The following is a 14,779-nucleotide window of genomic DNA, read 5'->3' on the forward strand; positions in this document are numbered from 1 at the left end:
ATGCCCAAGGCCACACCACAGAGAAGCTGTCTTGCCTGCCGTGAGACCAAGGACAAGGGCGAGCTGCTTCGCTTCGTGCTGGCACCGGACCGCACCCTGGTCCCCGACCTGCAGAACAAGCTCCCGGGACGCGGGGCCTACACCTGCCTGAAGGCCTCCTGTCTGAGACAGGCCGCCCAGAAGAAGCAGTTCTCCCGCGGCTTCAAGGGAGAGGTGCTGGGCGCCGACGCAGACGCGCTGGTGCAGCAGGTGATCCACAAGCTCGAGGAACGTATCGCCTCCTACATCAGCCTGGCCAACAAGGCGGGCAAGGTGGTTTCGGGCTCGGACCAGGTCCAGGAAAAGTTGAAAAAAGGGGGCGCCGGCCTGTTGTTCGTCGCCACCGACATCTCGCCGGACATCGGCGACAAATTCAGGGGGTTGGCGCAGCTCAAGCAGGTCCCCTGCATCTCCCTGTTCACCAAGGAACGCCTTGGGGAACTCTTGGGAAAGGAACTCAGAAGCGTCCTGATTGTTATGGAAAGCGGCTTCGTGGGATCGATTGGATTGGAAATGGAAAAGTACAGGAACTTCTTTGAGGAGGAGCGTGAGTAGATGAGCAAAACCCGCGTATATGAGCTGGCGCAGCAGATGGGGATCGACAATAAGGAGCTTATGGCAAGGTTGGCCGAGGCAGGCGTTCAGGTCAAGAACCATATGGCTGTCCTTGAGGATTCGGATATCAAGGCGGTATCCGCCCCTGCGCAGACCCCCCACAAAGAAGTGTCCCAGGAAGAAGTGAGGGTGAAACCGACCCTGATCCGCCGTCGAGCCAAGGCGGTCGAGCCGGAAGCCCCGGCAGAGGCGGCAGCACCGGCAGAGCCTGAGAAGGTAGAAGCACCGCAGCCCCCGGTGGTCGAGAAGGCCCCGGTGGAGGAGGCTCCCAAGCGTCCGGAACCGGTCCGCGCCAGGATCATCGAGGCGGCCCCCGCTCCCAAGCCGGTGGCGAAGCCCGAGGCCCCGGCCGCCCAGGCCCCGCCCGTTAAGGAAGAGAAGCCTGCGGTAGCGGAGAAGCCCGCCCCGGCGGCACCGGTCGCGGCCGAGAAGCCGGTTGTCGAGGCACCCAAAGTAGAGGCCGCTCCCGCAGCGCCGGCCGCCGCGCCGGAGGCCCCCAAGCCGGTCGAGAAGCCCGCCGCAGAAGCAGCTCCGGCCAAGGCGCCGGAAGCCGCAGCCCCCAAGGTTGAGGCCGAGCCCGACAAGCCGACCGCTACCCGCGCCAGGATCCTTGGCCGTGTCGAGATCCCGATCCCGACCCAGCGTCCGGCCGAGCGCCGTGAGTACCAGCGCCCCGCGCAGGGCGAGCGTCCGGCACCGCGCCCGGGCATGCCGCGTGGCGTCGAGCGTCCGGGCACCGAACGTCCGGCACCGCGTCCGGGGGCAGGCCGTCCCGGCGAGCGCCCCACCGGTCCCCGCCCGGACCGCCCGGCGCCGCTGACCCCGATCGAGCCGCCGCCGATGCTGGACGACCGCGGCCGGAAAGGGCGCAAGCCCGCCCCGGGTGGCGCCCCCGACTTCGGCAAGAACGCCAAGAAGGGCGGACCGGCCGCCGGCAAGGGTAAGAAAGACAGCTTCAAGGACATGCTCGACAAGCGCGAGCGGGTTTTCGAGCCCGGTCCCCGCTCCAAGGGGAAAAAGGGCAAGTATGTCGAGAAGGTCCAGGTCGGTAAGAAAACCGAGATCACGGTACCTAAGGCCATCAAGAGGATCATCAAGATCAGCGAGTCCATCACCGTGGGCGAGCTCGCCAAGCGCATGGGGATCAAGGCTACCGACCTGATCCGCGCCCTCATGAAGCTGGGGGTCATGGCGACCATCAACCACCCGCTGGACTTCGATACCGCGACCCTCCTGGCCACCGATTTCGGCTACGAGATCGAGAACGTGGCGCTGGACGTGGACGAGCTGCTCGAGGCCGAACCGGATGCGCCGGAGGCGATGCAGAAGCGTCCGCCGGTGGTCACCATCATGGGTCACGTCGACCACGGTAAGACCTCGCTTCTGGATGCCATCCGCCAGGCCAATGTCATCGCCGGCGAGGCAGGCGGGATCACCCAGCACATCGGCGCCTACGATGTTGAGCTCAAGGGGCAGAAGATCACCTTCCTCGACACCCCGGGCCACGAGGCCTTTACCGCGATGCGCGCCAGGGGCGCCAAGGTGACCGACATCGTCATCCTGGTGGTCGCCGCGGACGACGGCGTCATGCCGCAGACCCGCGAGGCGGTGAACCACTCCAAGGCGGCCGGCGTACCGATCATCGTTGCCATCAACAAGATCGACAAGCCGGAGGCTAACCCGAGCAAGGTGAAGCAGGAGCTGATGGAATTCGGCTTGGTTTCCGAGGAGTGGGGCGGCGAGACCATCTTCGTTGAAGTCTCCGCGAAGAAGCACTTGAACCTCGAATCGCTGCTGGAAATGGTTCTGCTGCAGGCAGACGTCCTGGAGCTGAAGGCGAACCCGGACAAGACCGCCCGCGGCACCGTGGTCGAGGCCAAGCTGGACAAGGGGCGCGGTCCGGTGGCCACCGTCCTGGTACAGGAAGGTACCCTGAAGGCCGGCGACTACTTCGTGGCCGGCATCCACTTCGGCCGCGTGCGCGCCATGCAAAACGACCGCGGCGAGAAGGTCACCGCGGCCGGGCCGGCCATGCCGGTCGAGGTCATCGGCTTCAACGGCGTGCCCGATGCGGGTGACATCTTCGTGGCCATGACCGACGAGAAGCAGGCCAAAGAGATCGCCAACCACCGCCAGATGAAGCTGCGCGAGTCCGAACTGGCCAAGCACAGCAAACTCTCCCTGGAGCAGCTCTACGAGAAGATCCAGAAGGGCGAGGTCAAGGATCTCAACACCATCGTCAAGGGCGACGTACAGGGTTCCGTCGAGGCCGTGGCCGAGTCCCTCAGGAAGCTCACCACCGACGCTATCCGTCTCAACGTGCTGCACGCTTCCGTTGGCGCCATCACCGAGACTGACGTCAACCTGGCCAGCGCCTCCAACGCCATCATCCTGGGCTTCAACGTCCGCCCCGAGGTCAAGGCGGCTGCGCTCGCCGAGAAGGAAGGGGTCGACGTCAGGCTGTACAACATCATCTACGACGCGGTGGACGACATCAAGAAGGCCATGGAAGGCCTCCTGGAGCCGACCTTCAAGGAGAAGTACCTGGGCCGCGCCGAGATCAGGGAAGTCTTCTCGGTGCCCAAGGCCGGCATGGTTGCCGGTTCCTATGTCACCGACGGCAAGATCATCAGGAACGCCCAGGTCCGCCTGCTGCGCGACAACGTGGTGGTCTTCGAAGGGAAACTCGGCAGCCTGCGTCGCTTCAAGGACGACGTCAAGGAAGTGGCGACCGGCTACGAGTGCGGTATGTCGCTGGAAAGCTACAACGACCTCAAGATCGGCGACATCTTCGAGTGCTTCGAGATGGAGAAGGTTGCCGGCAAGCTGTAAGAGTCAAGCACACGGGGAGAGCGGCGTCCCGCGTCCGGCATCCCGGCGGCGGAGGCCGCTCTCCCCTTATCGTTTTATGACAAGAGAGAAAGATCATGGTTAAACGTTCCGACAAGGTTGCCGAAGAGATCCACAAGATCATCTCGGAACTCCTGATAAAGGGTCTCAAGGACCCCCGCATTGGTTTCCTCACCATTACCGGCGTGAAGGTTACCCCCGACCTGAGACAGGCGACCGTCTACTTCACCGTGCACGGTGACGACGCCGCCAAGAAGAACAGCGAGGCGGGCCTCAACTCCGCCAAGGGCTTCATCCGCAAAGAAATCGGCCAGGCCCTCAAGTTGCGTTTCACCCCCGAGGTGATCTTCAAGTACGACACCTCGTTAGATTACGGCCAGCATATCGAATCGATTCTGAAGGAGATTGGGGCTACGGATGACGGCAACGACAGCTGAGATTAAGCGGATAGTAGCGGAGATCGAACAGGCGCAGAGCTTTCTTATCACCAGCCACGAGAGCCCCGACCCCGACGCGGTCGGTTCTTCCCTGGCCTTGGCCAATTACCTCACCGCGCGCGGCAAGGACGTCACCGTCTACCTGAGCGACCCGGTTCCCGACAACTGCTCCTTCCTCCCCATGGCCGAGCAGGTCTACGGTGAGATGCCGGAGCGCGACTTCGAGGTCTGCTTCGTGCTGGACGTGGGCGAGTTCCGCCGCGCCGGCAAGGCGGTCACCGAGAACAAGCGCATCGGCCGCTTCATCAACGTCGACCATCACTTAGGGTGTGAGAACTTCGGCGTCTGCAACCTGATCGACCCCAAGGCGAGCGCCACCGCCGCCCTCATCTACCGGATCATCAGGGCAGCCGGCGACGAGGTCGACTACCCGACCGCACTCTGCATCTACACCGCCATCCTTTCCGACACCGGGAGCTTCCATTACTCCAACTCCGACCCCGAGTCTTTCGCCATCGCCGGCGAGATGATCGGCAAGGGGGTCAACGCCTGGACAGTGAACGAGAATCTCTACGAGAGCGAGCCCCTGCAGAGGATCGCGCTTCTCGCACTGGCGCTTTCCGACCTGACCGTCTCTCCCTCGGGCGAGTACGCCTCGGTCACGGTGACGCTGGACATGTACCAGAAGACCGGCGCCACCGCCCAGGACACCGACCGCTTCATCAACTACCCCCGCTCCATCAAGGGGGTGCAGGTGGCGCTCTTCTTCCGCCAGGTCGACAAGGGGACTTTCAAGGTCGGCTTCAGGTCCAAGGGTAAGGTCGATGTCTCGGCCGTCTCTGCCTCCTTCGGTGGCGGCGGGCACCACAACGCTGCCGGTTGCATGGTGCGCGGCACGCTCGCCGAGGTCAAGGCGCAGGTCTTCGACCGACTGGAGCAGATGCGCTGATGCTGAACGGTTTTTTCGTGATCGACAAGCCGGCCGGTGTCACCTCGCATGACATCGTGTCCAAGGTCCGTCGCGCCATCAATCAGAAGAAGGTCGGCCACACCGGGACCCTCGATCCTTTCGCCACCGGCGTCCTGCCGGTAGCGGTGGGGGAGGGGACCAAGGCGATCCAGTTCCTGGACGAGTCGGAGAAGGAGTACCGCGCCGTGTTGCGGCTGGGGATCGCCACTGACACCCAGGACCTGACCGGAGAGGTGATCTCGGAACGGGAATGGTCGCATCTCACTGCCGACGACCTGGAACGGCTGATACCACAGTTCCTGGGACTCCAGAAGCAGCTTCCTCCCATGTTCTCCGCCATCAAGCAGGGCGGGGTCCCGCTCTACAAGCTGGCCAGGAAGGGGATAGAGGTGGAACGCGAGGTACGCGAGGTGGAAATCCACTCGCTGACCTTCGAATGGATCCGGCTCCCCGAGGCCTGTTTCACGGTGCGCTGCTCACGCGGCACCTACGTCAGGACGCTCGCCTGCGACATCGGCGAGGCCCTTGGCTGCGGTGCGCACCTCTTGGAGCTTCGGCGCACCCGGAGCGGGCTGTTCAGGGAGGCCGACGCCATAAGCATCGAGACCCTCGCTGAGGCTGCCGACCAGCAGGCGCTGCTCATGCCGCTGGACCGGGCGCTCGACCACCTCAAGCGGCTTGCCCTCACCGAGGCGGGTGGGAAGAAGGTGCTGAACGGCGTGGTGCCGCAGGCGCATGATTTCATTGAACCTCCGGGAGAGTTTTCGCAGGGGGAGCAGGTGCGACTCTATCTGGGGGAGCGTTTCGCGGCAGTAGCGGAGTACGACAAGCTCAAAGGGCTGCGCCTGGCACGTGTATTCAATTAGTATTCCTTCTTTACACGTACTTGCTTTTGTGATAAGAGTTAAAGGTCTTGATCTAAACCGCGGGAGCAATCTCTGCGGGCAGGCATAAATAAGCAAAATAACTAGGAAGCGGAAGGGGGTGTAACCACATGCTGCAAACGGAAAAGAAGCAGGAAATCATCACAGCTCATAAGCTGCACGATTCCGACACGGGTTCGCCGGAAGTGCAGATTGCAATTCTTTCGGAGCGTATCACTTATCTGACTGAGCACTTCAAGACTCACAAGAAGGATCATCACAGCCGTCGCGGTCTGTTGAAGATCGTCGGTCAGAGAAGGGGTCTGCTTGACTACCTGAAGAAGAAAGACGTCGAAAGGTACAAAGCGATCATCGCTAAACTCGGCATCAGAAGGTAAGAAAAGGCAGTATACCTCCCCGGGTATATTGCCTTTCCTCTTTTTCATCATGTAAGGGCCTCGTGCCCTTTTTCTTGTTGGGGGCGTGGATAAAACTGCCCTGCGGCGCACTTTTACGCCCGCAAGGCGCTTTTCTCGGCGGCCCCAACACCAACCGAAATACCCATATGGAGGCCGTAACAATGGTACACACTGTCCAAGCAGAGTGCTGTGGCAAAACTATCACTATCGAAACAGGCAAGATCGCCAAGCAGGCAAGCGGCGCGGTCATGATCAAAAGCGGCGACACCATGGTGCTCGTCACCGCCGTCGCGATGAAATCGGCCAAGGAAGGGCAGGGCTTCTTCCCGCTGACCGTCAACTACCAGGAGAAAGCCTACGCAGGCGGCCGCATCCCCGGTTCCTTCTTCAAGCGCGAAGGTCGTCCCTCCGACAACGAAACCCTCACCTCCCGTCTCATCGACCGCCCGATCCGCCCGCTGTTCCCGGAAGGGTTCCTGAACGACACCCAGGTCATGGCGACCGTGGTCTCCGCTGACAAGGACCACGATCCGGGCATCCTCTCCATGATCGGCGCTTCCGCCGCCCTCATGGTCTCCGACGTTCCCTTCGCCGGCCCGATCGCGGGCGTGAAGGTTGCGCGCGTGGACGGCCAGTTTATCGCTAACCCGACTGCCGAGCAGGAAGAGAAGAGCGACATGGAGATCGTGATCGCCGCTTCCAAGGACGCCATCCTGATGGTCGAAGGTAGCGCTTCCGAAGTCTCCGAGGACGACCTCCTCGAGGCAATCTTCTTCGGCAAGGAAGCCGTCCAGGGCATCCTGGCCGCCCAGGAAGAGCTGGTTGCCAAGGTGCAGCCGGTAAAGCGCGACATCCCGGCCCCGGTGGTCAACGAGTCCCTCAGGGCCCGCGTCGATGCACTTGCCAAGGAAGAGATGAAAGGCGCTGTTCGCATCAAGGCAAAGGGCGAGCGTCACGACGCCATCGACGCCATCACCGAGAAGACCGTGGCGGCTCTGGCCGAGGAGTTCGAGGGCTCCGAGAAAGAGGTCAAGGCCTTCATCGAAGACCTTGAGTACAACCTGGTGCGCGAGCACATCATCAAGGACGGCTCCAGGATCGACGGCCGTGACACCAAGACCATCCGTAACATCAGCACCGAAGTCGGCTTCCTGCCGCGCGCCCACGGTTCCGCCCTGTTCACCCGCGGCGAGACCCAGTCCATCGTGGCCGCCACCCTGGGCACCTCGGTCGACGAGCAGCGCATCGACTCGCTCTACGGCGATTCCAGGAAGAAGTTCCTCCTGCACTACAACTTCCCGCCGTACTCCGTCGGCGAAACCAGCTTCCGCCTCGCCCCGGGCCGCCGCGAAATCGGCCATGGCATGCTGGCAGAGCGCGCCCTGCAGCAGGTGCTGCCGAAGCACGACGACTTCCCGTACACCATCCGCATCGTCTCCGACATCACCGAGAGCAACGGCTCCTCCTCGATGGCTACCGTCTGCGGTGGCTCCCTGTCCATGATGGATGCCGGCATCCCGATCAAGGCGCCGGTAGCCGGTATCGCCATGGGCCTCATCAAGGAAGGTGACGACTACGCCATCCTCTCCGACATCCTGGGCGACGAAGACCACCTGGGCGACATGGACTTCAAAGTGGCCGGTACCGCCGAAGGCGTCACTGCGCTGCAGATGGACATCAAGATCGGCGGCGTGACCCGCGAGATCATGGGCGCCGCACTGGCACAGGCCAAAGCGGGCCGCGTTCACATCCTGGGCGAGATGGCCAAGTCGATCGCCACCCCGCGCGGCGACCTCTCCGCCTTCGCGCCGCGCATCACCACCATCTGGGTCAAAGTCGACAAGATCCGCGACGTCATCGGTTCCGGCGGCAAGAACATCCGCAGCGTCACCGAGGCGACCGGCGTTGCCATCGACATCGAGGACACCGGCAAGATCAACATCGCTTCCAACAACAAGGAAGCCTGCGACCTCGCCATCAAGATGATCCGCAACCTCACCGCCGAGGCCGAAGAAGGCAAACTCTACATGGGCACCGTCAAGAAGATCATGGAGTTCGGCGCGTTCGTCGAGATCTTCCCGGGCACCGACGGCCTGGTGCACGTTTCCGAGCTCGACACCGAGCGCGTGAAGAACGTGAGCGACATCCTCAAGGAAGGCGACAAGGTGCTGGTGAAGTGCATCGGCATCGACAAGCAGGGCAAGATCAAGCTGTCCCGCAAAGAGGCCCTGGGCCAGACCTTCACCGAATAATTTCTCTCATGTGAAAACTGGCAATTCATGGGTTTCCCGGTATAGTTCTAGCCATGATTAAAAAGACCACCCTAAATAACGGTATCCGCGTCATCACCGAGCGGATACCTTATGCCAGCTCGGTTTCCATCGGAATTTGGGTCGCCAACGGCTCCCGCCATGAAAGGCGGGAGTCGAATGGCGTCGCCCATTTCATCGAACACCTCCTCTTTAAAGGCACCGCCCGCCGTTCTTCATTGGATATCGCCCGCGAAATCGACTCGGTGGGTGGCGTCCTGAACGCCTTCACCAGCCGCGAGTACGTCTGCTACTACGCTAAGGTGCTGGACAAGTTCCTCCCCCGTGCGGTCGACCTTCTGACCGACATCTTCCTCCATTCAACCTTCGACAGCGAAGAGATCGAAAAGGAACGCCGCGTGGTGCTCCAGGAGATCAACATGATGGAGGACACCCCGGACGACCTGATCCACGACCTGTTCCATCAGCATTTCTGGAAAGGGCACCCGTTGGGGATGTCCATCCTGGGCGACGCCGAGAGCGTCACCGGGCTCTCCCGCGATGCCATCATCTCCTACAAGGACCAGATGTACCGGGCCGACGACATCATCGTCACCGCCGCCGGCAATGTCACCCACGAGAAGCTCACCGCCCTTTTGGAGGAGTTCCTGCAGGGCGTGGCCCCCGGGCACGGCAGGACCGAATCCGCCCCGCCGGTCTACGAGCGCCGCATCGAGCTGGTCGAGAAGGACCTGGAACAGATCCACGTTTGCCTGGGCCTCAAGGGGGTGCAACAGAGCCATCCACAACGCTACGACGCTTTTATCATGAACGCTATCCTGGGGGGCTCGATGAGTTCGCGCCTGTTCCAGGAGGTACGCGAGAAGAGCGGCCTCGCCTATTCGGTTTACTCCTATATTGCTTCCCACGCCGACGCCGGTTCCCTGGTGGTCTACGCGGGCGCTAGCCCCGAAAACGCCAAGGAACTCCTCGAGATCATGCTGCGCGAGATCGGGCGCTTCAAGAAGGAACCCGTTCCTGCCGAGCAGCTCGAGGCCGCCCGTGAGCAACTGAAGGGGAACCTGCTCCTGTCGCTTGAATCCAGCGACAACAGGATGTCTCGCCTAGCCAAGAACGAGATCTACTTCGGTACCCCGCTGCCGCTTTCCGAGATCATGGAAGGTTTCGATCGCGTCACCTCCGAAAGCATCCAGGAGCTGGCCAACGAGATTCTGGACAACGATGCGCTGACCCTGGTCATGCTGGGCCGGATCGGCACACCCACCTTCTCTAATTCCGACATCAACGTCTGATGAAAACGATCCCGATACGGATAAAGCGCCTGCGGTCAACTCCTCTCCCCTGCTACATGACCGAGCAGGCGGCGGGTGTCGACCTGCATGCCGCGCTCGAGGAAGAATTCGTGCTGCACCCCGGCGAGCGGGCGCTGGTGCCGACTGGTATCGCCATCGAGATCCCTCCCGGCTTCGAGGCGCAGGTGCGGCCCCGGAGCGGGCTGGCGCTCAGGCACGGCATCGCCCTGGTCAACTCGCCCGGCACCATCGACGCCGATTACCGCGGCGAGATCGGGGTCATCGTCATCAACCACGGCAACGAGCCCTTCACCATCAAGGACGGCGAGCGCATCGCCCAGATGGTCTTCGCCCGCTGCGAGCGCGCCGAGTTCATCGAGGTGGATGAACTGGGCGACACCGTCCGCGGAGCCGGCGGGTTCGGGCATACGGGCAGGTAAAGGCAAGATTAAGACAAAGATTGAGATTAAGGCTAAGACGGTTGTTCACCCACGCTCCTCCCCCCGGAGGGGAGGGCGGGAGGGGGGATCCAGGGCCTCAAAGGTAAGAGTTTCCCCCTCCCTGTCTCTCCCCCTCCGGGGGCGGGGACGAGACTGCAGCTGAAGCGGCGCATCGCAACCCACCCAGAATATTCCAGAAGGGGGCAGGCCCATGAAAGATCCTCGCGTCAAACAATTCGCCGAAGTCCTGGTCAACTACTCGGCCCGCGTGCAGCCGGGCGACGTGGTGCTCATCTCCTGCGCCGGCCTCGAAGGGGCGCCGCTGGTCAAGGAACTCTACGCCCTGTGCCTGGAGAAGGGGGCCAAGTACGTCGAGTACGAGTTCAGCATCCCGGACATCGGCCGCTACTTCTACAACCTCGCCAATCCCGACCAGCTTGCCTACTTCCCGCAGCACAAGCTCGATTTCATGAAGCAGGTGGACGTTTACTTCGGCCTCTCCGCCGCGGACAATTCCATGGTGATGGCGCAGGCCAACCAGAAGAGCATGATCGCCTGGTCCAAGGTGGTGCGTCCCATCATCGACCAGCGCGTCAAGGGGACCCGCTGGGTGGTGGCCCGCTACCCGACCCACGGCGCCGCGCAGGAAGCGCGCATGAGCCTGGATGAGTACGAGGATTACCTCTTTGCCGCCTGCTGCATGGACTGGGAGGAGGAGTCGAAGAAGCAGGACGCGCTCAAGGCCTGCGTCGACGCCGCGGACCGGGTCCGCATCAAGGCCTCGGACACCGACCTCTCCTTCAGCATCAAGGGGCTCCCCGGCATCAAGTGCGACGGGCGCCTGAACATCCCCGACGGCGAGGTCTTCACCGCGCCGGTGCGGGACTCGGTGGAAGGGTACATCACCTACAACTGCCCGACCGTGTATCAGGGTAAGGAATTCAACAACATTCGCCTCGAGTTCGAGAAGGGGCGCATCGTGAAAGCGACCTCCCCGGGCATGGATGCGGACTTGAACCGCATCCTCGACACCGACGAGGGAGCGCGCTACGTGGGCGAGTTCGCCATCGGCGTGAACCCCAAGATCCGGGTGCCCATGCGCAACATCCTCTTCGACGAGAAGATCGGGTTCCATTCACTTCACCCCCGGACAGGCCTATGACGAGTGCGACAACGGTAACCGCTCCGCAGTGCACTGGGACATGGTGAAGATCCTCGCCGGCGACGGCGAACTCTGGTTCGATGACATCCTGATCCAGAAGGACGGCCGTTTCGTGCACGAGCCGCTTCTGGGGCTCAACTCCGGTGACTAGCCATGCTGCTTGAGATCAACCCCGACAATCCCCAACCGCGCTTGATCGCCAAGGTGGTCGAGATCCTGAAAAATGGCGGCGTCGTTGCCTATCCCACCGACACCACCTACGGCATCGGCTGCTCCATCTTCAGCAAGAAGGGGATCGAGCGCATCTACCAGATCAAGCAGCGCGACCGCAAGAAGCCGTTTTCCTTCATCTGCACCGACATGTCGGAGATTTCCCGCTATGCCCGGGTCTCCAACTACGCATTCAAGCTGCTGCGCCGACTGCTGCCGGGACCGTACACCTTCGTCATGGAGGCGGCCACCGTGGTCCCGGACCTGTTGCAGACCAAGCAGAAAACAGTCGGTATCCGCATTCCGGACAACAAGATCTGCCTGGCGATCGTCAAGGAACTGGGTGCCCCCATCGTCACCACCAGCGCCAACCTCTCCGGTGAAGACCCGATCGGCAACCCCTGGGCGGTGGAGCACGAGCTGGGCAAACAGCTGGACCTGGTCGTCGACGGGGGCGACCTTTCCGCTGACGTCAGTTCCGTGGTCAGCCTGATCGGCGACCGTCCCGAGGTGCTCAGAAAGGGCGTCGGGGACGTGAGCTGGTGCGAATAGGGCCGCTCCGGCCCGAGGGTATCATCCATGCGTAAAACCACCGTCCGTCGCGGCATCAGATCCATCTGCGCCGGCATCGTCTCCCTGATCGTCGCCACCTTCTTCCATGGCGAGATCTCCTCGCTCCTGATGCTCGGCTTCGCCGGGGAGGCGCGACTCACCTTCCTGGGCTTCTTCCTGGCCGGGATGCTGGGCGGCTTTGGCGTGCTGGTAGCTGCCCTCGGACTTTTGCAGAACGGGCAGGGTGAGCCGCGGGTGCGCCTTTTCCCCACCCTCCTGGTCCTGTTCGCGCTGGTCGTCCTCTTCTTCGTCCTCACCTACACCTGGATCACCTCGCCCCCCGTTCCGGTCCTCGCACCGGGAGAAAGCATAAGCATCTGAGCCGGCGCAGTCGCTGATGAGGGCAATGCTCGTTTGGTTCTGCTGTTTTTTTCCTGCGCATTCATGATATATTGGCCGAACTGAAAATAATGAAAAGGGAGGGTGGCATGTTTCGTCTCACCATTCACACTGCGTTTGCCGCGGCCCACAATCTGATCAACTACCAAGGCGACTGCGAAAACCTGCACGGCCACAACTGGAAAGTGGAAGTTTCCATCACCACCAACGAGTTGGACAAGGCGGGTCTGGGCATCGACTTTAAGATCCTCAAAAGGGAGACCAACGATCTCCTGAAGACGCTGGACCACAAGTACCTGAACGAGCTCGCTCCTTTCGCCAATGTTTCCCCGTCCTCGGAGAACATCGCCCGCTACCTGTACCAGGAACTGACCAAGATCTTCGGCTCGGACAAGGTCAAGGTCGACATGGTCACGGTGTGGGAATCGGACTTCGCGGCGGCGAGCTACTATGAGTGATCTGCAGGCACCCCTGGTCGAATGCTTCTCCTCCATCCAGGGGGAGGGGGTGCTGGTCGGCTTGCGCCAGGCGTTCCTGCGCTTCTCCGGCTGCAACCTGAACTGCAAGTTCTGCGATACCCCGGGCATGTCCGCCGTCCCGGACGAGTGCCTGCTGGAGCTTACCCCCGGGAGGCGCGACTTCTTCAAGGTCCCTAACCCGGTGCCACTGGAGCGCGTTGCCACATTGATCGAAAGCTGGACCGCGGCCTGGCCCGGGATCCACCATTCCATCAGCATCACCGGCGGGGAACCGCTCCTCTTCGGGACGCTGCTCGAGGAGTGGCTGCCGGTGTTAAAGAAGTTCCTCCCCATCTACCTGGAAACCAACGGCACGCTCCCCGAGGCGCTGGCGCCGCTCATCCCGCACTTGGACAGCATCGGCATGGACATCAAGCTGCCGTCCTCGACCGGCTGTCCGGAGCTGTGGGACCAGCACCACGCTTTCCTGGAACTGGCCGCCATGAAGGAGGTCTTCGTCAAGATCGTGGTGGGGCAGGAGACTGAAGACTGGGAGATACAGCGTTCCTGCGCCATGATCGCGTCGGTGGACCCGGCCATCCCGCTCATCCTGCAGCCGGTGACCCGCGACGATGGCAGCATCGGAATCGATGCCCTGCGCACCCTGGAACTGCAGGAACTCTGCTCCTCGCTCCGGGAGGTGCGGGTCATCCCGCAGACCCACAAGTTCATGGGGCAGCTGTAGCGTCTCACCAACAACGACAGCAGCGAAGGGCGTCCATTCCGGGCGCCCTTTCTTTTTTGCGGGGTGGCCGTTATAATGAGTGGCTGTGGCTTCACCCCGGGAGGTTCCCACGTGCAGAAACTAGCCAAGGTAGACGAGATGAACGCGGTACTGGAGGAACTCTCCAGTCAGCACCTGAAAGGGAAGGTGAGGGCGTTGCGCCTGAGCCTGATGGCCCTTCTGACCGGCGGGCACATCCTCCTCGAGGACATCCCGGGGTTGGGCAAGACCACCATGGCCCTTGCTTTCGCCAGCGCCCTGGGGCTCTCCTTCGGCCGGGTCCAGTGCACCAGCGACCTGCTTCCCTCCGACATCACCGGTCTTTCCGTCTTCGACCGCACCGAGGGGCGCTTCAACTTCATCCGCGGCCCGATTTTCAACAACATCGTCTTGATCGACGAGATCAACCGCGCCATGCCCAAGACCCAGAGCGCGCTCCTGGAGGCAATGGAGGAGCGGCGCGTCACCGTGGAGGGAGTCACCTACCAGCTTCCCGAGCCGTTCCTGGTGCTGGCAACCCAGAACCCGGTAGAGCAGGTGGGGACCTACCCGCTGCCCGAATCGCAGATGGACCGTTTCCTGATCCGCACCGGCATCGGTTATCCCCCCGAGGAGATCGAGAAGGGGATCCTGAGACAGGGGAGCATCCGGGACGAGATCATGCACATTCCGGCCCTGGTGCGCAGCGATGACCTGCTTGCCGCCATCGCCGCCGTCAAGGAGGTGTACGTCGGCGAGAAGGTGACTGACTACGTCTACGCCATCATCAAGGCGACCCGTAACCACCCGTTGATCCAGGCCGGCCTGTCGACCCGCGGCGGCATCGGCATGGTCGACGCCGCCAAGGCGGCCGCCTACCTGCACGGCCGCGACTTCGTGGCGCCCGAGGATGTCAGAGACGTGGCCCATGCCGTCTGCCCGCACCGCCTCATCTTCCGCCCCGAACACGAAGGGGTGGACAAGGAGCACGTATTAAACGCGATCTTAAAGGAGATCCCTCTCCCTCTCACATAAAGCTC

The 14,779-nt window shown here is 62.3% G+C and carries 14 protein-coding genes and 1 pseudogene; all 15 read left to right on the top strand.

Features of this window, described 5'->3' with window-relative positions; translation table 11 throughout:
* The 15 genes and pseudogenes from K7R21_RS01455 to K7R21_RS01525 all read left to right on the top strand — a co-directional run bounded on the left by K7R21_RS01455 (nucleotide 1) and on the right by K7R21_RS01525 (nucleotide 14,774).
* Complete coding sequence (locus tag K7R21_RS01455) at nucleotides 1-594, top strand: DUF448 domain-containing protein (protein WP_224981482.1); 594 nt, start codon at nucleotides 1-3, stop codon at nucleotides 592-594.
* Nucleotides 595-3,486 carry a translation initiation factor IF-2 gene (gene infB / locus K7R21_RS01460; RefSeq protein WP_224981484.1) on the top strand — a complete coding sequence of 964 codons (2,892 nt, stop codon included), beginning with the start codon at nucleotides 595-597 and terminating at the stop codon, nucleotides 3,484-3,486.
* Nucleotides 3,487-3,581: 95 nt separating this feature from the next.
* Complete coding sequence (locus K7R21_RS01465; RefSeq protein WP_224981485.1) at nucleotides 3,582-3,941, top strand: ribosome-binding factor A; 360 nt, start codon at nucleotides 3,582-3,584, stop codon at nucleotides 3,939-3,941.
* Entirely contained in the window at nucleotides 3,922-4,890 is a 969-nt protein-coding gene (locus K7R21_RS01470; RefSeq protein WP_224981487.1) for a DHH family phosphoesterase, read from the top strand. Before K7R21_RS01465 ends, K7R21_RS01470 begins: the two co-directional genes overlap by 20 nt.
* 2 nt (nucleotides 4,891-4,892) lie before the next feature.
* On the top strand, nucleotides 4,893-5,777 hold the full coding sequence (gene truB, locus K7R21_RS01475) for a tRNA pseudouridine(55) synthase TruB (RefSeq protein ID WP_224983392.1): 885 nt from the start codon (nucleotides 4,893-4,895) through the stop codon (nucleotides 5,775-5,777).
* Nucleotides 5,778-5,905: 128 nt separating this feature from the next.
* On the top strand, nucleotides 5,906-6,172 hold the full coding sequence (rpsO, locus tag K7R21_RS01480) for a 30S ribosomal protein S15 (RefSeq protein ID WP_129127510.1): 267 nt from the start codon (nucleotides 5,906-5,908) through the stop codon (nucleotides 6,170-6,172).
* A gap of 182 nt (nucleotides 6,173-6,354) precedes the next feature.
* Nucleotides 6,355-8,445: a polyribonucleotide nucleotidyltransferase gene (gene pnp / locus K7R21_RS01485; RefSeq protein WP_224981488.1), complete on the top strand. Its 2,091-nt coding sequence runs from the start codon at nucleotides 6,355-6,357 to the stop codon at nucleotides 8,443-8,445.
* A 53-nt stretch (nucleotides 8,446-8,498) separates the two neighbouring features.
* A complete protein-coding gene (locus K7R21_RS01490; protein WP_224981490.1) occupies nucleotides 8,499-9,755 on the top strand; it encodes a M16 family metallopeptidase in 1,257 nt (418 codons plus the stop codon).
* Complete coding sequence (dut, locus tag K7R21_RS01495) at nucleotides 9,755-10,195, top strand: dUTP diphosphatase (protein WP_224981491.1); 441 nt, start codon at nucleotides 9,755-9,757, stop codon at nucleotides 10,193-10,195. The genes K7R21_RS01490 and dut overlap by 1 nt, the downstream gene beginning before the upstream one ends.
* A gap of 211 nt (nucleotides 10,196-10,406) precedes the next feature.
* Nucleotides 10,407-11,508 (top strand): annotated as a pseudogene (locus tag K7R21_RS01500) (aminopeptidase).
* A gap of 2 nt (nucleotides 11,509-11,510) precedes the next feature.
* A complete protein-coding gene (locus K7R21_RS01505; protein WP_224981493.1) occupies nucleotides 11,511-12,119 on the top strand; it encodes an L-threonylcarbamoyladenylate synthase in 609 nt (202 codons plus the stop codon).
* A gap of 27 nt (nucleotides 12,120-12,146) precedes the next feature.
* Nucleotides 12,147-12,500, top strand: a complete 354-nt coding sequence (locus K7R21_RS01510) for a hypothetical protein (RefSeq protein WP_224981495.1) — start codon at nucleotides 12,147-12,149, stop codon at nucleotides 12,498-12,500.
* 107 nt (nucleotides 12,501-12,607) lie between these two features.
* On the top strand, nucleotides 12,608-12,976 hold the full coding sequence (gene queD, locus K7R21_RS01515) for a 6-carboxytetrahydropterin synthase QueD (RefSeq protein ID WP_224981496.1): 369 nt from the start codon (nucleotides 12,608-12,610) through the stop codon (nucleotides 12,974-12,976).
* A complete protein-coding gene (locus K7R21_RS01520) occupies nucleotides 12,969-13,721 on the top strand; it encodes a 7-carboxy-7-deazaguanine synthase QueE (RefSeq protein WP_224981497.1) in 753 nt (250 codons plus the stop codon). Before queD ends, K7R21_RS01520 begins: the two co-directional genes overlap by 8 nt.
* A 138-nt stretch (nucleotides 13,722-13,859) precedes the next feature.
* On the top strand, nucleotides 13,860-14,774 hold the full coding sequence (locus tag K7R21_RS01525; RefSeq protein ID WP_224983393.1) for an AAA family ATPase: 915 nt from the start codon (nucleotides 13,860-13,862) through the stop codon (nucleotides 14,772-14,774).
* Nucleotides 14,775-14,779: the final 5 nt, after the last annotated feature.

This window comes from Geomonas agri (genome assembly GCF_020179605.1).
GTDB lineage: Bacteria > Desulfobacterota > Desulfuromonadia > Geobacterales > Geobacteraceae > Geomonas > Geomonas agri.